Origin of the sequence: Streptomyces sp. NPDC048462 (genome assembly GCF_043200175.1) — a bacterium.
GTDB lineage: Bacteria > Actinomycetota > Actinomycetes > Streptomycetales > Streptomycetaceae > Streptomyces.
The window spans coordinates 1-18,218 of sequence record NZ_JBICXG010000020.1; the positions used below are offsets into that span (position 1 = coordinate 1).

Annotated in this window: 15 protein-coding genes; 3 read left to right on the forward strand and 12 right to left on the reverse strand. The window is 67.9% G+C overall.

Annotated features, from left to right (window positions below; all coding sequences use genetic code 11):
* Positions 1–134: 134 nt before the first annotated feature.
* The 6 genes from prcA to arc form a co-directional block, all read right to left on the reverse strand.
* A complete protein-coding gene (gene prcA / locus ACGFU6_RS27865) occupies positions 135–1,013 on the reverse strand; it encodes a proteasome subunit alpha (RefSeq protein WP_393614791.1) in 879 nt (292 codons plus the stop codon).
* Positions 1,014–1,072: 59 nt separating this feature from the next.
* Positions 1,073–1,918 (reverse strand): proteasome subunit beta, encoded by an 846-nt coding sequence (prcB, locus tag ACGFU6_RS27870; protein ID WP_393614793.1) that lies wholly within the window; start codon positions 1,916–1,918, stop codon positions 1,073–1,075.
* Positions 1,870–2,463: an endonuclease VII domain-containing protein gene (locus ACGFU6_RS27875; RefSeq protein WP_393614795.1), complete on the reverse strand. Its 594-nt coding sequence runs from the start codon at positions 2,461–2,463 to the stop codon at positions 1,870–1,872. The genes prcB and ACGFU6_RS27875 overlap by 49 nt, the downstream gene beginning before the upstream one ends.
* Before the next feature lie 6 nt (positions 2,464–2,469).
* A complete protein-coding gene (locus ACGFU6_RS27880; protein ID WP_123529375.1) occupies positions 2,470–2,688 on the reverse strand; it encodes a ubiquitin-like protein Pup in 219 nt (72 codons plus the stop codon).
* 120 nt (positions 2,689–2,808) lie between these two features.
* Positions 2,809–4,320: a depupylase/deamidase Dop gene (gene dop, locus ACGFU6_RS27885; protein ID WP_393614797.1), complete on the reverse strand. Its 1,512-nt coding sequence runs from the start codon at positions 4,318–4,320 to the stop codon at positions 2,809–2,811.
* 239 nt (positions 4,321–4,559) lie between these two features.
* A complete protein-coding gene (arc, locus tag ACGFU6_RS27890) occupies positions 4,560–6,326 on the reverse strand; it encodes a proteasome ATPase (protein ID WP_123528164.1) in 1,767 nt (588 codons plus the stop codon).
* Positions 6,327–6,567: 241 nt separating this feature from the next.
* Between arc and ACGFU6_RS27895 the strand changes: the two genes are divergently transcribed.
* Positions 6,568–6,879 (forward strand): ferredoxin, encoded by a 312-nt coding sequence (locus ACGFU6_RS27895; protein ID WP_393614799.1) that lies wholly within the window; start codon positions 6,568–6,570, stop codon positions 6,877–6,879.
* A 76-nt stretch (positions 6,880–6,955) separates the two neighbouring features.
* On the opposite strand, the gene ACGFU6_RS27900 is transcribed toward ACGFU6_RS27895, so the two are convergent.
* From ACGFU6_RS27900 to ACGFU6_RS27910, 3 genes are all read right to left on the reverse strand, one after another.
* Entirely contained in the window at positions 6,956–7,546 is a 591-nt protein-coding gene (locus tag ACGFU6_RS27900) for a hypothetical protein (protein ID WP_393614801.1), read from the reverse strand.
* A 245-nt stretch (positions 7,547–7,791) separates the two neighbouring features.
* Entirely contained in the window at positions 7,792–8,703 is a 912-nt protein-coding gene (locus tag ACGFU6_RS27905; protein WP_393614803.1) for a tRNA (adenine-N1)-methyltransferase, read from the reverse strand.
* Positions 8,704–8,764: 61 nt separating this feature from the next.
* Entirely contained in the window at positions 8,765–10,015 is a 1,251-nt protein-coding gene (locus ACGFU6_RS27910; RefSeq protein ID WP_393615021.1) for a site-2 protease family protein, read from the reverse strand.
* A 171-nt stretch (positions 10,016–10,186) separates the two neighbouring features.
* Here ACGFU6_RS27910 and ACGFU6_RS27915 point away from each other — a divergent pair, with 171 nt between their 5' ends.
* Both ACGFU6_RS27915 and ACGFU6_RS27920 read left to right on the forward strand, forming a co-directional pair.
* Entirely contained in the window at positions 10,187–11,032 is an 846-nt protein-coding gene (locus ACGFU6_RS27915; protein ID WP_393615023.1) for a RecB family exonuclease, read from the forward strand.
* Between the two features lie 8 nt (positions 11,033–11,040).
* Entirely contained in the window at positions 11,041–11,712 is a 672-nt protein-coding gene (locus tag ACGFU6_RS27920) for a response regulator (RefSeq protein WP_393614805.1), read from the forward strand.
* 75 nt (positions 11,713–11,787) lie between these two features.
* Here ACGFU6_RS27920 and ACGFU6_RS27925 read toward each other — a convergent pair whose 3' ends face one another.
* The 3 genes from ACGFU6_RS27925 to metH form a co-directional block, all read right to left on the reverse strand.
* Positions 11,788–13,383 carry an ABC transporter substrate-binding protein gene (locus tag ACGFU6_RS27925; RefSeq protein ID WP_393614807.1) on the reverse strand — a complete coding sequence of 532 codons (1,596 nt, stop codon included), beginning with the start codon at positions 13,381–13,383 and terminating at the stop codon, positions 11,788–11,790.
* Positions 13,384–13,758: 375 nt separating this feature from the next.
* A complete protein-coding gene (locus ACGFU6_RS27930; RefSeq protein WP_393614809.1) occupies positions 13,759–14,460 on the reverse strand; it encodes an HAD family hydrolase in 702 nt (233 codons plus the stop codon).
* A 120-nt stretch (positions 14,461–14,580) separates the two neighbouring features.
* On the reverse strand, positions 14,581–18,093 hold the full coding sequence (gene metH / locus ACGFU6_RS27935; protein WP_393614811.1) for a methionine synthase: 3,513 nt from the start codon (positions 18,091–18,093) through the stop codon (positions 14,581–14,583).
* Between the last annotated feature and the right edge of the window lie 125 nt (positions 18,094–18,218).

An 18,218-nucleotide genomic window follows, 5' to 3' on the forward strand; every position in this document is an offset into this window, starting at 1 on the left:
AAAACGCTCGGCTGGAAAACCCCAGCCGAGCGCCTGCGTGATCTACTGACGGCCACATAAGCCATCAGGTGTTGCGAGGACCCCAAGAATCCGCCGGAGAGGCGGACCGGGGCAGAGCCGTACACCCGAACGGACTACTCCACGTCCCCACCCGAATCGGTGGAGCTGGAGCCGGTCGAACCGGAATCCGCGGAATCGCCCGAGTCGGCAACGGCCTTCTTACCGCCCGACTTGCCGGTACCGGTCACCGCCGAGGTGGTGTCGTCACCGTCCTCCGTGTCGGAGGGAGCGTCCGTCGGCGTCGATCCGGCACCGTCGGCCTCCAGCAACCGCGCGAGCTGCCGGCCGACGATCCGCTTGAACTTGCGCTGCTGCGGCCTCGTACGGTCCAGGACCGCGACCTCCAGCCGCTCCGCGGGGATCTCCCGCTCACTGCCGTTGGGATCGCGGGACAGCGCCTGCACCGCCAGCTTCAGCGCCTCGGCCAGCGACATGCCGTCGCGGTGCCGCTGATCCAGGAAGGTGCTGATCTGCTCGGCGTTGCCACCGACGGCGACCGAGCCGTGCTCGTCCACGATCGAGCCGTCGTGCGGCAGCCGGTAGATCTGGTCACCGTCCGCCGCGGCGCCCACCTCGGCCACCACCAGCTCCACCTCGTACGGCTTCTCGGCCGCACTGGAGAAAATGGTGCCGAGTGTCTGCGCGTAGACATTCGCCAGTCCACGGGCCGTCACGTCGTCACGGTCATAGGTGTATCCGCGCAGATCGGCATAGCGCACACCGCCGATGCGGAGATTCTCGTACTCGTTGTACTTACCGGCGGCGGCGAAACCGATCCGGTCATAGATCTCGCTGAACTTGTGCAGCGCACGGGACGGGTTCTCACCGACGAACACAATGCCGTCGGTGTACTGCAGCACAACCAGGCTGCGACCACGGGCGATGCCCTTCCGGGCGTATTCCGCCCGGTCGGCCATGGCCTGCTGAGGTGAGACATAGAACGGCGTCGACACCGGCTATCCGTCCCTTTCTGTCAGTGGCAGGAGCATCGGAGAAGCCTCGGAAGGGGCGGTCAGAGCAACTCGGCGCGCGGACCGTCGGGCTCGGCGAGCCGTCGTTCCAGAACCAACCGGGCAATCTCTGCGGATTCCGTCTCGGTGAGCTTCCGGAAACCCTCGTCGGTGATGACGGTGAGGATCGGATAGATACGCCGGGCCACATCGGGCCCGCCGGTCGCCGAGTCGTCGTCCGCCGCGTCGTAAAGGGCCTGCACGACCAGAGTGAGCGTCTGCTCCTGCGTCAGGTCCTCGCGGTAGAGCTTCTTCATGGAGGTGCGGGCGAAGATCGACCCGGAGCCGGTGGACGCGTAGCCCTGCTCCTCGGAACGGCCTCCGGTGACGTCGTACGAGAAGATCCGGCCCCGCTCGCGGTCGACGTCGTAGCCGGCGAAGAGCGGCACCACGGCGAGACCCTGCATGGCCATCGCCAGATTGCTCCGGATCATCGTGGAGAGCCGGTTCGCCTTGCCCTCCAGGGAGAGCTGGGCACCCTCTACCTTCTCGAAGTGCTCCAGCTCCAGCTGGAAGAGCTTGACCATCTCCACGGCCAGACCGGCCGTACCGGCGATGCCCACCGCCGAGTACTCGTCGGCCGGGAACACCTTCTGGATGTCGCGCTGAGCGATCATGCTGCCCATGGTCGCCCGCCGGTCACCGGCCAGCACCACGCCGCCGGGGAACGACGCCGCGACGATCGTCGTCCCGTGCGGGGCCTCGATGGCCCCCTTCATGGGCGGCAGCTGCCGGTTGCCCGGCAGCATCGCGGGCGACTGGTCGGTCAGGAAGTCCATGAAGGAGGACGATCCCGGCGTCAGGAAGGCAGCTGGTAGACGCCCGGTGCTACGAGTGTTGGCTTCCACGCGTTTCCCTCCACATATGCGGCTGCACGCCTTATGGCATCCGGCCGGTCCTTGAGCTGCCCCAGGGCTGCGTTGCAGCTGAAGCACAGTACGCCTCGGACCCTACCCGTCTCGTGGCAGTGATCCACATGCTCTGCCGAAGCCGCCAGACAGATACAACACGTGCCCTGCTGAGCGGCGATCAATGCGTCCAACTCGGCCGGAGCAAGGCCGTACTTGCGCCGGAAGTAACTGATCCGATTCCGCTCCGCCCGGCATACGCGGCAGTAGCTGGACCAGCCGTCCGAGGACGATCTGTTCCGCTCCCACTCGCCATGCGGTTTCACTTCGCCGCACTGCGGACAACGCTTGTGCCCCCTCGGCACAGGCACTCTGACCCGGACGGACTTGCCCTTGGCCTCCTGACGCTGCCGGTAGTACTCGGCAGAGCACGGTCGGCAGTACGCCTGGAGGCCGTCCGGCATGGCCCTGTTGCTCGCGAAGGACTGCCGCGGCAGGCTCTTCCGACAGCGAGAGCAGTTCCTTCCGCCAGGGAATTCGGACATTAAGCCCTATTCCCCACCTTTCTGAACAAATGACCTCACGAAATCCTCGGCATTCTCTTCGAGTACGTCATCGATCTCGTCGAGGACGTCGTCGACGTCGTCGCTCAGCTTCTCCTGTCGCTCCTTGAGGTCCTCGGAGGCCTGCGCGTCCTGCGCCTGCTCCTCGGTCCCCTCGGTGGAGCGCGTCGCCTTCTGCTGTCCGCCGCCGGTGTCCTTGGTCGCCATGTAGCTCACCCCGCTCGGTTCGAAGCACTTGATCAGACCCTACCTACGGGGTCCGACATTGGCCCGGTACTTGTCTCAACGTCCGGAGGTCATCGGAATGATTCCCAGCCGGCGGCCCTTTCAGCCGCCCGTGAGCACCCGGACCAGCTCTTCCGCGGTGCGGCAGCGGTCCAGGAGGTCCTTCACGTGCTCACGGGTGCCCCGGAGCGGCTCCATGGTGGGCACCCGCTGCAAGGAGTCGTGGCCCGGGAGATCGAAGATGACCGAGTCCCAGGAGGCCGCCGCGACGTCGTCCGCGTACTGCTCCAGGCAGCGGCCGCGGAAATACGCCCTGGTGTCCTCCGGCGGCGCCGTACGGGCCTGCTCGACCTCGTTCTCGTCCAGCAGGCGGTTCATCCTGCCCCGGGCCGCCAGACGGTTGTAGAGGCCCTTGTCGGCCCGTACGTCGGCGTACTGGAGGTCCACCAGGTGCAGCCGGGGCGCGTCCCAGTCGAGGTTGTCGCGGCGGCGGTAGCCCTCCATGAGCTCCCGCTTGGCGATCCAGTCCAGCTCGCGGGAGAGGCTCATCGGATCGTTCTCCAGCCGGTTGAGCGTGTCCTCCCAGCGGATCAGGATGTCCTTGGTCTGCTCGTCCGCGTCCGCGCCGTACCGCTCCTCGACGTATTTGCGGCCCAGCTCGAAGTACTCCATCTGGAGCTGTACAGCGGTGAGTGTCCGGCCGCTGCGCAGCGTGACCAGCTGCTGGAGATCCGGGTCGTGGGACACCTGGTGCAGCGTGCGCACCGGCTGGTCGACGGCCAGGTCGACGTTGATGAAGCCGTCCTCGATCATGGAGAGGACCAGTGAGGTGGTGCCCAGCTTGAGATAGGTCGAGATCTCCGAGAGGTTCGCGTCGCCGATGATCACGTGCAGCCGGCGGTATTTCTCGGCGTCCGAATGGGGCTCGTCGCGGGTGTTGATGATCGGCCGCTTGAGTGTGGTCTCCAGGCCGACCTCGACCTCGAAGTAGTCGGCGCGCTGGCTGATCTGGAAGCCGTGCTCTTGGCCGTCCTGGCCGATTCCGACCCGTCCCGCTCCGGTGACGACCTGGCGCGAGACGAAGAACGGCGTCAGGTGGCGCACGATGTCCGAGAACGGGGTCTCCCGCTTCATCAGGTAGTTCTCGTGCGTGCCGTACGAGGCGCCCTTGTTGTCGGTGTTGTTCTTGTAGAGGTGGATCGGCAGGGCGCCGGGCAGCTGGGCCGCTCGTTCGGCGGCCTCGGCCATGATGCGCTCGCCGGCCTTGTCCCAGAGGACCGCGTCCCTGGGGTTGGTGATCTCCGGGGAGCTGTACTCGGGGTGTGCATGGTCGACGTAGAGCCGTGCCCCGTTGGTGAGGATGACATTGGCCAGGCCGATGTCCTCGTCCGTGAGCTGACTGGAGTCGGCGGTCTCGCGGGCGAGGTCGAAGCCTCGCGCGTCTCGCAGCGGGTTCTCCTCCTCGAAGTCCCAGCGGGCGCGACGCGCCCGGTGCATCGCCGCCGCGTAGGCGTTGACGATCTGGGACGAGGTGAGCATGGCATTGGCGTTGGGGTGGCCGGGCACGGAGATCCCGTACTCGGTCTCGATGCCCATTACTCGCCGTACGGTCATGCGGCCCTCCTTGCCCGGCGGCGCTCCCTTCCGGGAGCGGCGCTCAAGTACCGCTGCTTGTCCGGTGCGTGCGCGGTTGTGCCCGTACCCGCACTGCGCGACCGGGCGGTATGCATGAGCCTAGAGCGCCTCTGTGCTGGTGGGGAGATCAATTACGTCATTGCTGCGGTGTCGTCGCAGCTGTCCGGAAAGCAACCGGCTGCGGATGCCCGGCCGGGCATCCGCAGCCGGTCTGCGTTCTACAGGTACTGCCCGGTGTTTGCCACCGTGTCGATGGAGCGCCCGGTGTCCGCGCCCTGCTTTCCGGTGACGAGTGTGCGGATGAAGACGATCCGCTCACCCTTCTTGCCGGAGATCCTGGCCCAGTCGTCCGGGTTGGTGGTGTTCGGCAGGTCCTCGTTCTCCTTGAACTCGTCCACGCATGCCTGGAGGAGGTGGGAGACGCGAAGGCCCTTCTGGCCCTGGTCGAGGAAGGCCTTGATGGCCATCTTCTTGGCCCGGTCGACGATGTTCTGGATCATCGCGCCGGAGTTGAAGTCCTTGAAGTACAGGACTTCCTTGTCGCCGTTGGCGTACGTGACCTCGAGGAAGCGGTTCTCCTCGGACTCGGTGTACATCCGCTCGACGACCGACTGGATCATGGCGTGCGCGGCGGCTTCCCTGGAGCCGGTGTTCTCGGCCAGGTCGTCGGCGTGCAGGGGCAGCGAGGGCGTGAGGTACTTCGCGAAGATGTCCTTCGCGGCCTCCGCGTCCGGACGCTCGATCTTGATCTTCACATCGAGGCGGCCGGGTCGCAGGATCGCGGGGTCGATCATGTCCTCGCGGTTGGAGGCGCCGATCACGATGACGTTCTCCAGGCCCTCGACGCCGTCGATCTCGGCGAGCAGCTGGGGGACGATGGTGTTCTCCACGTCCGAGCTGACGCCGGATCCCCGGGTTCGGAAGAGCGACTCCATCTCGTCGAAGAAGACGATGACGGGGGTGCCCTCACTCGCCTTCTCGCGGGCACGCTGGAAGACCAGGCGGATGTGGCGCTCGGTCTCGCCGACGTACTTGTTGAGGAGTTCGGGGCCCTTGATATTGAGGAAGTAGCTCTTGCCGGTGGGCTGGCCGGTGACCTCGGCGACCTTCTTCGCGAGGGAGTTGGCGACGGCTTTGGCGATGAGTGTCTTGCCGCAGCCGGGCGGGCCGTAGAGCAGGATGCCCTTCGGTGGCCGCAGCTCGTGCTCCCGGAAGAGGTCGGGGTGCAGATAGGGGAGCTCGACCGCGTCGCGGATCAGTTCGATCTGGTCGCCCAGGCCGCCGATCTTGTCGTAGTCGATGTCCGGGACTTCTTCGAGGACGAGCTCTTCGACCTCGCTCTTGGGAACGACTTCGTAGACGTAGCCGGACCTGGGTTCGAGCAGCAGGGCGTCGCCGGGGCGGATGGTGATGTCCAGCAGAGGCTCGGCGAGCCGCACCACCCGTTCCTCGTCGGTGTGCCCGACCACCAGGGCGCGTTCGCCGTCCTCAAGGATCTCCTTGAGGGTGACGATGTCCCCGGCCCGCTCGAATTCCATGGCGTCGACCACGTTGAGCGCTTCGTTGAGCATGACTTCCTGGCCGCGCCGGAGGTCATCGAGCTCAACGCTGGGACTGACGTTCACCCGGAGCTTGCGGCCCCCGGTGAAGATGTCGCAGGTGCCGTCCTCGTTGCCTTGCAGGAACACACCGAAGCCGGCCGGTGGCTGTGCCAGCCGGTCGACCTCTTCCTTGAGGGCCACGATCTGGTCGCGGGCCTCGCGGAGTGTGCTGGCGAGCCGCTCGTTCTGAGCGGACACGCCTGCGAGGTTGGTCTGGAACTCGACGATCCGCTCTTCGAGAATCCTCGTATGACGCGGAGAGTCGGCGAGCTTACGTCGCAGGACGGCGATTTCCTGCTCGAGATAGGCGACCTGGCCTGCTGGGTCATCGGACCCCCGCACGGGCCGGATGCCGCGGTTGATGTCGTCGTCGTGGGCTGCCACGGTCCTCACCTCCTCCAAGGGGAGCTGGACGCTTCCTGACCCTACCTGGGTGGGTGATGATTGAAACCCCTAGATCACAAAGACTGTGGGGTCTGTCCGATCTTCACCCTTGCGCTCCCCCTCGTGTCAGGGGAATACCCACCCTTCAACATCGGAAAGCGGCCGGTTGTATCGTCGAAGTGTTCAACACCCGTCAGGGCTGGCTTTTTTTGGTTCGGATACGCAGGAAACGGCAGGCGAAATGACCGCGCAGCAGGACGCTCCCACCGGTGGCGACACGCAGGACCTGGAGGTCTGGATCGATCAGGACCTCTGCACGGGGGACGGTATCTGTGTGCAGTACGCGCCCGAGGTCTTCGAGCTGGACATCGACGGGCTGGCCTATGTGAAGAGCGACGGCGACGAGCTGCTGCAGGACAAGGGGGCGACCACCCCGGTGCCGTTGCCGCTTCTCCAGGACGTGGTCGATTCGGCCAAGGAGTGCCCCGGCGACTGCATTCATGTACGACGCGTTTCGGACAGCGTCGAGGTCTACGGTCCCGAGGCCGCCTGATCCGCCCGATCAGTCTGGTCCGCCTGGATGATCTGATCCGCAGGGCGGCGGCCGGCGGCTGTGCGGGGTGACGCCGTCAGACGTTGCCGTCGGCGGGGTCGTCGGACAGGCTGTTGCGTACGAAGGCGCCGTTCTGCCACTGCCAGGTGACCTTCTCCTGCTCGTCGGGGCAGCAGGAGGGAATCTTGGGCGAGGAGTAGCCGAGGAGCGTCGCGGAGACGATTCCGTCACTCACGGCGAAGTCTCCGACGCTCATCTTCTGGGCGGGGTCGACCAGGGTCGCGACGATCCTGGGTGCGGCCCCGCCTCCCTGTGTGAGGACGTAGACGCCGCTGGGCGGGGTGCCTGATCCGGCCGCGCAGTGGACCACCGCGACGGTCTCCGGGCGGTCGTCGCCGTCGAGGTCTCCGGGGACCTCCTTGGCGACCGTGGTGCCGACGCCGCCGCATTCCAGGGGGAACACCGCGCGGGCGGGGTCGGGCGGGGCCACGGATGCCGAGCCGTGCTGCACGGCGGTGCGGTGGGGCGTGGTGGAGGCCGAGGCGGTCGTGTCGGGCTGGAGCAGGCCGGCTGCCGCGACCACGGCGGCCATGGCCGCGGCGGTGGCGAGCCAGTGCAGCGTCGTGGTGTCGGTGTGCGCGAGGTCCGGGAGCGCGGAGGTCTGCACGCGGGATGTCTCCTGTGGTTCCTTTGGTGCGGAATGCCTGAGAGGCAGTGCCGTCGGCAGGGTGCCGGCAGCGGGTGGGGAGTGGCCAGCATCGTGCCACACCTCACACATCTGCGGAACGGTGGGGTCCCTGGGGATTGCGTGCTTCCGGTGCACCGTGCCGGTCCCGGTGCAACGAAAAGGCGCCGCCGCCGAGTTCCCGGGTCGGTCCGGGAACTCGGCGGCGGCGCGGGTGCGTTGCCGGGTCAGTCGGTGGCGGTGGCGGTGCCGCTCTGGCTGCCCGGTCCGCTGTAGTCGTCGCCGTAGGCGCCCTTGGAGGGGCGGCGGCGGCGCGGCGGGGCCTGGACGCCGTCGGCCAGCCGGCGGGCGGTGACGAGGAAGCCGGTGTGGCCGATCATCCGGTGGTCCGGGCGGACGGCGAGCCCCTCGACGTGCCAGTTGCGGATCATCGACTCCCAGGGCTGGGGTTCCGCGAAGCAGCCGATCTCGCGGATGGACTCGACCGTCCGGGAGAGCTGGGTGGTGGTGGCGACGTACGCGCAGAGGATGCCGCCCGGGACGAGCGCCTTGGAGACGGCGTCCAGGCACTCCCAGGGCGCGAGCATGTCCAGGACGACGCGGTCCACGTCGGTCTCCGTGAGGTTGTCCTGGAGGTCTCCGACGGTGAGCTGCCAGGCGGGGTGCGGGCTGCCGAAGTAGCGCTCGACGTTCTGCTGGGCGATCTCGGCGAAGTCCTCGCGGCGCTCGTAGGAGTGCAGCATGCCCTGCTCGCCGATGGCGCGGAGCAGGAAGGTGGAGAGCGCGCCGGATCCGACCCCGGCCTCCACGACGCGGGCGCCGGGGAAGATGTCGCCGAAGGCCAGGATCTGCCCCGCGTCCTTGGGGTAGACCACGGCGGCGCCGCGGGGCATGGACAGGACGTAGTCGGGGAGCAGGGGGCGCAGCGCGAGGTAGACGACGTTCCCCGTGGTGCGGACAACACTGCCCTCGGGAGCACCGATCAGCTCGTCGTGCGAGAAAGAACCCTTGTGGGTGTGGAAGTTCTTTCCGGCTTCGAGCGTGAAGGTGTAGTGGCGTCCCTTGGGATCGGTGAGCTGGACCTGGTCCCCGACCTTGAAGGGCCCACGTCGGCGGGCGGCACCGGTCGGTTCAGACATGTGGCCAGCGTACCGGTGTTTCCGTGGGCTCCGACCGCGTGCCCGGGTGCGGGCCGGGGGGTCAGGCGGCGGGGCGGGCCATGGCGGCGACGAAGGCGCGTTCCACGTCGGCCGTGGACAGCACCCCGTAGATCTCGCCGGTGTCCTCGACGACGAGGTACTCGGTGGCGGGGCTGGCCTTGAGCCGGTCCAGGAGGGCTTCGCCGGCGAGTTCGGCGGGGACCTTCATGCCGTCGGTGAGGTCCTGGGCGAGGCCGCTGACGGCGACCCAGGGGCGGCGGTGTTCGGGGACGGCGACGATGGCGGCCTCGCGGACGACTGCCTTGGGTTCGCCGCTTCCGTCGACGACGACGAGGGCGCGGGCTCCGGCCTCGTTGGCGCGCCGCAGTGCTTCGGAGAGCGGGGTGGCGGCTTCGACGGGTACCGCGCGCCTGGTGAGGGCTCGGGCGCGCAGGTCGGGGAGGTGCTCGCGCAGCCGGGCCATGCGCAGGCTGTTGCCGGCTCCGGTCCAGATGATGGCGGCGAGGACCGCGGCGAGCAGGGCGTCGATGACGGTGTCCATGCCGCTGAGGCTGTCGGTGTCGTTGCCGAAGGACCCGGTGCGGGTGAGGAGGGGGAGGCCGATGAGGGTGATGACGGCCAGCGCCCGGCCGACCCAGGCGGCGGCGACGGTGCCGCTCATCGGGCGGCCGGTGATCTTCCAGACGACGGCGCGGAGCATCCGGCCGCCGTCGAGCGGGAGGCCGGGCAGCAGGTTGAAGGCGGCGACGATGAGGTTGGAGATCATGAGTCCGCCGAGCAGCACTCCGGGGACGGTGCCGCGTTCGACGTAGTTCAGCGGGATGTAGAAGACGCCGGCCAGGACGAGGGAGAGCAGCGGTCCCACGAAGGCGAGGACGAATTCGCGGCCGGGGGTCTCGGATTCCTTCTCGATCTCGGAGACGCCGCCGAAGAACTGGAGCTGGATGCGGCGTACCGGCAGTTTGTAGCGCAGTGCGACCACGGTGTGCGCGAGTTCGTGGACGAGCACGGAGGCGTAGAAGGCGATGGCGAAGAAGAGTGCGACGAGGTAGCGCGCCGCGCCGAGGCCGGGCAGGACCCGGTCGAGCTGGCCGCCGAAGACCCAGGTGATCAGCGCGGCGACCAGGAACCAGCTCGGTGCGACGTAGACGGGTACTCCGAAGGGGCGGCCCATGAGGATGCCGCCTCCGGGTTCTTCGCGGCGCGGCGGCTTTTTCTTGCCGGGGCCGGCGGCGGGGTCCGTTCCGCCTGCGCCGGGCTGCGGCCGCCCGCTGTTGCCGCTCTCGTCCACGAGGTCCCTTCGGTCGGTGCCGTCCGGCACGATGATGCAGTGTTCGGGGGTCTGTGGTCGATGGTATGCCGGTTGTTGTCAGTGGCGGGTCGTAGGGTCTTCGTCATGACCTCAGTACCGCGGCCGCCTCAGCCGCCCTCGTCCCTTTCGCCGTCGCGGGCGAGCGACTTCATGCAGTGTCCCCTGCTGTACCGCTTCCGGGTCATCGACAAGCTGCCGCAAAAGCCCAGTGAAGCGGCTACCCGGGGGACGCTCGTCCATGCGGTGCTGGAGCGGCTGTTCGACAATCCGGCGACGGAGCGGACGGCGGGCCGGGCCACGGCGCTGATCCCGGGGCAGTGGGACCGCTTGCTGGAGTCGAAGCCGGAGCTGTCGGACCTGTTCGCGGAGGATCCGCAGGGTGAGCGGCTGTCGCGGTGGCTGTCGGAGGCGGAGCGGCTGGTGGAGCGCTGGTTCTCGCTGGAGGATCCGACGCGGCTGGAGCCGGCCGAGCGGGAGCTGTTCGTCGAGACGGAGCTGGAGTCGGGGCTGCGGCTGCGCGGGGTGATCGACCGGATCGATGTGACGCCGTCGGGCGATGTCCGGATCGTCGACTACAAGACGGGGAAGGCGCCGCGCCCGGAGTACGCGGAGGGGGCGCTGTTCCAGATGAAGTTCTACGCGCTCGTCATCTGGCGGCTGAAGGGTGTGGTGCCGCGCCGTCTCCAGCTGGTCTATCTGGGCAGTGGGGACGTGCTGACGTACGACCCGGTGGTGGCGGATCTGGAGCGGGTGGAGCGCAAGCTGCTGGCTCTCTGGGAGGCGATCTCGCTCGCCACGGAGACCGGTGAGTGGCGGCCCCGGCCGACGAAGCTGTGCGGCTGGTGCGACCATCAGGCGCTCTGTCCGGAGTTCGGCGGCACTCCCCCGGTCTACCCGTTGTCGGTACGCCCGGCGGAGCCCGCGCAGGACGTGCAGGGCAGAATGGACCCGGTCCGTGCTGAGGCCGGCCGGCCTGTGGCCCTTGAAGGACCTTAAGGAGAACCGTGGCAATCCGCGTCCTACTGGTCGATGATCAACCGCTGCTGCGTACCGGCTTCCGGATGATTCTGGAGGCGGAGGGCGATCTCGCGGTGGTGGGTGAGGCCGGTGACGGTCTCCAGGCTCTCGACCAGGTGCGGGCGCTGCAGCCCGATGTGGTGCTGATGGACATCCGGATGCCGCGGATGGACGGTGTGGAGGCGACGCGCCAGATCACCGGCCCCGGCAAGGACGGTCCGGCGAAGGTGCTGGTCCTCACGACGTTCGATCTCGATGAGTACGTGGTGGAGGCGCTGCGTGCCGGTGCCAGTGGTTTCCTGCTGAAGGATGCTCCGGCCAATGAGCTGGTGCAGGCGATCCGGGTGGTCGCGGGTGGCGAGGCGATGCTCGCTCCGAGCATCACGCGGCGGCTGCTGGACAAGTACGCGGATCATCTGCCGTCGGGCGAGGAGGCGGTTCCGGACACGCTCAACACGTTGACGGACCGCGAGGTGGAGGTCCTGAAGCTGGTGGCGCGCGGTCTGTCGAATGCCGAGATCGCCGCGGACCTGTTCGTCAGTGAGACGACGGTCAAGACGCATGTGGGCCATGTGCTGACGAAGCTGGGGCTGCGTGACCGGGTGCAGGCGGCGGTCTACGCCTACGAGAGCGGACTGGTGCGCCCCGGCGCGCAGTGACCCGGACCCGGCGGGGCCGGGACTCGGGGCCCGGAGTGATGGCCGGCGGATGATGGCCGGGGCGCTGTCCGGCGCTCAGTCGGTGCCCAGCTCCCAGAGCTGGAGGTCGGCGGAGGAGTTGACCGCCCACTCCACGCCGGTGAGGCCGTCGCGGGAGGCGACGTACTGCTTGCCCTGCCAGACCGGGAGGACCGGGACGTCCTCGGCGACGATGTCCTGGAGCTGTTTGAAGGTCTTGGCGGCGATGCTGCGGTCGGCCTCGCGGCGGGACTGCGGGATGAGCGTCTTCTGGGCGACGGCCGACCGGTAGGGCGAGTTGAGGAAGTTGTTCTTGTCGAGGAACGGTGCCGTGTAGTTGTCCGGGTCCGGGAAGTCGGGGAACCAGCCCATGCCGTAGGCGGCGTAGTCGCCGCGCAGTTCGGCCGGACGGTACTTCTCCCAGGGGGTTCCTTCGACGGTCACGTCGAACAGGCCCGTGTCGTTGAGCTGCCCCCGCAGTGTCCTGAACTCGGCGGCGGTCGCGTCGCCGTAGTGGTCGGTCGTGTAGTGCAGGGTGAACTTCACCGGGGTGTGGATCCCGGCGTCCTTCAGGATCGCTGCGGCCTTGGCCGTGCTGGGCTCGCCGTACTTGTTGAAGAACGAGTTGGTGTGTCCGGCGATGCTGGACGGGATGAGCGAGTAGAGCGGTTCGGCCGTGGTGCCGTACACCTCGCTGGCGATCTGGCCTCGGTCGATGACCTGGGCCATGGCCTGGCGGACGGCCTTGTTCTTGACGGTGGGGTCGTCGGTGTCGAATCCGAGGTAGCTGATGGCGAGGCCGGGCATCTCGGTCAGCTTGATGCCGTCCTTGGGGTGCTCCAGCATCTTCTGCGACTGCTTCGGTGACATGGTGCGGGTCATCATGTCGATCTTCTTCTCGTCGAGCGCCTTGCCCATGGCGGTGGCGTCGGGGAAGAGATCCAGTTCGACCTTGTCGTTCAACACCTTGAGATCTCCCCGGTAACGGGGATTCTTCGTGAAGACGACTTTCACGACCTGATTGTTCTTCACTTCCGGCTTCATCGTGTACGGACCGGAGCCGTCCACCTGGAATCCGTCGCGCGCCGAGGCCGCCGGGTATTTGGCGGGCTGGACTATTCCGGCGGGCGGGGTGGCGAGCTTGTAGGGGAAGGTCGCATCCGAGGTCCGGAGGTGGAATATGACCTCGCGGTCACCCTTGGTCTCGACGGTGTCGATGTTGTCGAGCAGGGCGACGGGTCCATTGGTGGACTTGATGCGGATGACGCGGTCGATGGAGTACTTGACGTCCTCGGCGGTGACCGCGCTGCCGTCGGCGAATTCGAGGCCGCTGCGCAGCTTGCAGCGGTAGCTCTCGTTGGCCGTGTCGGTGAAGGAGCAGCTCTCGGCGGCCTCGGGCACCGGCTCGCCGCCGCCGCGCGGGATGTGCGTCAGGGTCTGTACGGTCTGCCGCAGGACGTTCCAGACGCCCGCCTCGTAGCCGATGGCCGGGTCGAGTGGTGCGGGGGCGTCCTTCGAGCCGACGAACCGGTCCGTGGTGCCGACAACGATGGCGCCGCCGCCATCGCTCCCACCGTCCGTCGCGCCGCACGCGGCGAGTACGGGCGCGAGCAGGCCGACGACGGCCGGCAGCACCAGTGTCTTGCGGTTCATCTTGGGCGTTCTCCCTCATGCGGTCATGGAGAAAACGACATTAGTAGGCGTCATCGGCAATGCCGGACCGGAGCCGTCCGGTGCGCAATCGAGTGGTGACGGGAATGTGTGGAGCACTGTTTGCCGGCCGCCGGAATGATTCGTACAGGGATTCACGAACCGGGACACTTGGGTACGTCAAACCGGACAGCCGGGCGAAACTCCCGAACACATTGGCGGCCATTCGGGTGACGAAGGTCACTTACTCGAGGACGCGATGAAGACTTCGGAGTATTGACATGCACCCGACTTACTTACACGCGAGTGCGACAGAATACGCACGTCCGACACAGAGAGATTTTCCATTCATTCACAGAAGCACTCTCGGTGTACGGCTCAACGCATTCCCGTGACCAGGCCCCTGAGAAATGCGAGATCGACTTCTTCGAGAGAACTCACGACGACGCGGCCGGGGGCGGGTGCGATCGGTGACACCGACGGCACGGCGACCACCCGGCACCCGGCGGCCTCCGCCGCGGCCACTCCGGTCGCCGTGTCCTCGATGACCGCGCAGAACCGGGGGTCGGCCCCGAAGCCTGCGGCGGCGGCGAGATACGGCTCCGGGTGCGGCTTCGTCCGGGTGACCTCGTCGCCCGCGACGGTCAGCGCGAAGTGATGGTGCCCCACGGAGTCCAGCACCCGGTCGATGATCCGCCGGTGCGAGGCCGAGACCAGGGCGGTGGGGATCCGGTGTCTGCCCAGTTCGGCCAGCAGCCGGGCGGCTCCGGGCATCAGGGGCACCCCGAGACCGATGCGCTTCTCGAAGCGGTCGTTGAGCAGCACGGTCACCTCCGGGAGGGTGATGTCGGCGCCGGTGGCTTCGATCAGGTACCCGGCGCTGCGGGTCATCGGGCCGCCGACGACCACTTCACGCCAGGACTCCTCCAGCGTGTGCCCGAGGTCGGCGAAGACCTCCGTCTCGACGTCCCACCAGAAGCCCTCGGTGTCGACCAGGGTGCCGTCCATGTCGAGGAGCACGGCCTGCAGGGCCGCACCCTCTGCCGTACGGGTCAGGGACGCGGGAATCGTACTGGTCATCCGGCACACCTTTCATGAGGGGCGAGAAGGCCGGCCACCGTTCCCCCGAGGGACGGTGACCGGCCTGCACTGGACCGACCAGTGTACGACTCGTCCGGCTACCACGCGTTGAACAGCGCCTTACCGCGCGTTGAAGTACTTCGCCTCCGGGTGGTGGATGACGATCGCGTCGGTGGACTGCTCCGGGTGGAGCTGGAACTCCTCGGAGAGGTGCACGCCGATCCGCTCGGGCTGGAGCAGGTCGGCGATCTTGGCCCGGTCCTCCAGGTCCGGGCAGGCGCCGTAGCCGAGGGAGAAGCGCGCGCCCCGGTACTTCAGCGCGAACATGTCCTCGACATCGGCCGGGTCCTCGCCCGCGAAGCCGAGCTCCGAGCGGACCCGGGCGTGCCAGTACTCGGCGAGGGCCTCGGCCAGCTGGACGGAGAGGCCGTGCAGCTCCAGGTAGTCGCGGTAGGCGTTGGCCTCGAAGAGCTTGGCGGTCTCGCCGCCGATCCGCGATCCGACGGTGACGACCTGGAGGCCGATCACGTCCGTCTCACCGGACTCCTCCGGGCGGAAGAAGTCGGCGAGGCACAGGCGGCGGCCGCGGCGCTGGCGCGGGAAGGTGAAGCGGGTGCGCTCCGAGCCGTCCTCGTGCAGCAGGATCAGGTCGTCGCCCTTGGAGACGCAGGGGAAGTAGCCGTAGACGACGGCCGCTTCCAGCAGGTTCTCGGTGTGCAGCTTGTCGAGCCAGCCGCGCAGGTGCGGGCGGCCCTCGGTCTCGGCCAGCTCCTCGTAGGTGGGGCCGTCGCCGGCGCGGGCCTGCTTGAGGCCCCACTGGCCCTTGAAGAGGGCGCCCTCGTCGAGCCAGGAGGCGTACTCCTTGAGCTGGATGCCCTTGACGACCCGGGTGCCCCAGAACGGGGGCTCCGGGACGGGGTTGGTGACCGAGACGTCGGAACGCACACCCTCCTCCGGCTCCTCGACCTCCAGCACGGCCGCGTCGCGCTTGGGCACCCGGCGCTGTTTGAGCTCGGGGAGGACGGCACCCGGAACGCCGCGCTTGACCCCGATGAGCGCGTCCATCAAACGCAGGCCCTCGAAGGCGTCCCGGGCGTAGCGGACCTCGCCCTCGTAGATCTCGTGCAGGTCCTGCTCCACGTAGGCACGGGTCAGGGCGGCGCCGCCCAGGATGACCGGGTAGTCGGCGGCCAGCTTGCGCTGGTTGAGCTCCTGGAGGTTCTCCTTCATGATCACGGTGGACTTGACCAGGAGACCGGACATGCCGATGACGTCGGCGCGGTTCTCCTCGGCGGCTTCCAGGATCGCGGAGACGGGCTGCTTGATGCCGATGTTGACGACGTTGTAGCCGTTGTTGGACAGGATGATGTCGACGAGGTTCTTGCCGATGTCGTGGACGTCGCCGCGGACGGTCGCCAGGACGATGGTGCCCTTGCCGTCGGCGTCGGACTTCTCCATGTGCGGTTCCAGATGGGCCACCGCGGTCTTCATGACCTCGGCGGACTGGAGCACGAACGGCAGCTGCATCTGGCCGGAGCCGAAGAGCTCGCCGACGACCTTCATGCCCTCCAGCAGGGTGTCGTTGACGATGTCGAGGGCCGGCCGGGTCTGCAGGGCCTCGTCGAGGTCGGCCTCCAGCCCCTTCTTCTCACCGTCGATGATCCGGCGCTGAAGGCGCTCGTCGAGGGGCAGCGCGAGAAGTTCCTCGGCCTTGCCCTCCTTCATCGACTTCATGTTGACGCCCTCGAACAGCTCCATGAGCCGCTGCAACGGGTCATAGCCCTCGGCGCGGCGGTCGTAGATCAGGTCATGGGCGACCTTGACCTGCTCCTCGTCCAGCCGGGCGATCGGAAGGATCTTCGAGGCGTGCACGATCGCCGAGTCGAGTCCGGCCTTGACGCACTCGTCGAGGAAGACGGAGTTCAGGACCACGCGGGCAGCCGGGTTCAGGCCGAAGGAGATGTTCGAGAGGCCGAGCGTGGTCTGCACGTCGGGGCGGCGCTTCTTCAGCTCGCGGATCGCCTCGATGGTGGCGATGCCGTCCTTGCGGGACTCCTCCTGCCCCGTGCAGATGGTGAAGGTCAGGCAGTCGATGAGGATGTCCGACTCATGGATGCCCCAGTTGCCGGTCAGGTCCTCGATGAGCCGCTCGGCGATGGCGACCTTGTGCTCGACGGTGCGGGCCTGGCCCTCCTCGTCGATGGTCAGCGCGATCAGCGCGGCGCCGTGCTCGGCGGCGAGCCGGGTGACCTGGACGAAGCGCGACTCGGGGCCGTCGCCGTCCTCGTAGTTGACCGAGTTGAGGACCGCGCGCCCGCCGAGCTTCTCCAGACCGGCCCGCAGCACGGGCAGCTCGGTGGAGTCCAGCACGACCGGCAGGGTGGAGGCCGTGGCGAACCGTCCGGCCAGCTCCTTCATGTCCGCGACGCCGTCGCGGCCCACGTAGTCCACACAGAGGTCGAGCATGTGCGCGCCCTCGCGGATCTGGTCACGGGCCATCTCCACGCAGTCGTCCCAGCGCGCCTCCAGCATCGCCTCGCGGAACTTCTTGGAGCCGTTGGCGTTCGTACGCTCACCGATCGCGAGGTACGAGGTGTCCTGGCGGAACGGGACGGTCTGGTAGAGCGAGGCGGCGCCGGGCTCGGGGCGCGGGTGGCGGACGGCTGGGGTCAGCGCACGGGCCCGCTCGACGACCTGGCGCAGATGCTCGGGCGTCGTACCGCAGCAGCCGCCGATCAGGGACAGGCCGTAGTCGCTCACGAAGGCTTCCTGCGCGTCCGCCAGCCCCTCGGGGTCGAGCGGGAAGTGCGCGCCGTCCTTGGTCAGCACGGGCAGGCCCGCGTTCGGCATGCACATCAGCGGTGTACGCGAGTGCTGGGCCAGGTAGCGCAGGTGCTCGCTCATCTCGGCCGGGCCCGTCGAGCAGTTCAGCCCGATCAGGTCGATGCCCAGCGGCTCCAGCGCGGTCAGTGCGGCACCGATCTCGGAGCCGAGCAGCATGACGCCCGTCGTCTCGAAAGCGAGCGAGCAGATCAGCGGCACGTCGATGCCCAGGGCGTCCATGGCCCGGCGCGCGCCGATGAGGCTGGACTTGGTCTGCAGCAGGTCCTGCGTGGTCTCCACGATCAGGGCGTCCGCGCCGCCGGCGAGCAGGCCCTCCGCGTTCCGCTGGTAGCCGTCCCGCAACACGTCGTACGCGATGTGGCCGAGCGAGGGCAGCTTGGTGCCGGGTCCCACGGAGCCGAGGACCCAGCGCTGGCGGCCGTCCTTCGCGGTGAACTCGTCGGCGACCTCGCGGGCGATGCGGGCACCCGACTCGGACAGTTCGACGATCCGGTCGGCGATCTCGTACTCGTTCGCCGCCGAGTGGTTGGCGCCGAAGGTGTTCGTCTCCACACAGTCCACGCCGACCGCGAAGTACTCCTCATGCACGGAGCGCACGATGTCGGGGCGCGTGAGGTTCAGGATCTCGTTGCAGCCCTCGAGGTTCTCGAAGTCCTCGAGCGTGGGGTCCTGGGCCTGCAGCATGGTGCCCATGGCACCGTCGGCGACCACCACTCGGGTGGCCAGCGCCTCACGGAGCGCTGCGGACCGGGTCCTGCTGTCGGCTGAAGGGGTCGGCGACGGGGCCATGGATGTACTCCCTGGGATGCGACGGCTGTCGGCTTTGCGGCTTCGGCGGAAGGCGCACCCCGCCAGCCTAGCCGGGCGACGTCCCGGGCCGTGACTCCGTCCACGAATCGGACTGCATGCTGTTC

Excerpts from the sequence above, each read along its gene's own strand:
- ACGFU6_RS27930 (WP_393614809.1), bottom strand. The coding sequence starts at position 14,460 with ATGACCAGTACGATTCCCGCGTCCCTGACCCGTACGGCAGAGGGTGCG.
- ACGFU6_RS27925 (WP_393614807.1), bottom strand. The coding sequence starts at position 13,383 with ATGAACCGCAAGACACTGGTGCTGCCGGCCGTCGTCGGCCTGCTCGCG.
- ACGFU6_RS27880 (WP_123529375.1), bottom strand. The coding sequence starts at position 2,688 with ATGGCGACCAAGGACACCGGCGGCGGACAGCAGAAGGCGACGCGCTCC.
- ACGFU6_RS27895 (WP_393614799.1), top strand. The coding sequence starts at position 6,568 with ATGACCGCGCAGCAGGACGCTCCCACCGGTGGCGACACGCAGGACCTG.
- dop (WP_393614797.1), bottom strand. The coding sequence starts at position 4,320 with ATGACCGTACGGCGAGTAATGGGCATCGAGACCGAGTACGGGATCTCC.
- metH (WP_393614811.1), bottom strand. The coding sequence starts at position 18,093 with ATGGCCCCGTCGCCGACCCCTTCAGCCGACAGCAGGACCCGGTCCGCA.
- ACGFU6_RS27905 (WP_393614803.1), bottom strand. The coding sequence starts at position 8,703 with ATGTCTGAACCGACCGGTGCCGCCCGCCGACGTGGGCCCTTCAAGGTC.
- ACGFU6_RS27915 (WP_393615023.1), top strand. The coding sequence starts at position 10,187 with ATGCAGTGTCCCCTGCTGTACCGCTTCCGGGTCATCGACAAGCTGCCG.
- ACGFU6_RS27875 (WP_393614795.1), bottom strand. The coding sequence starts at position 2,463 with ATGTCCGAATTCCCTGGCGGAAGGAACTGCTCTCGCTGTCGGAAGAGC.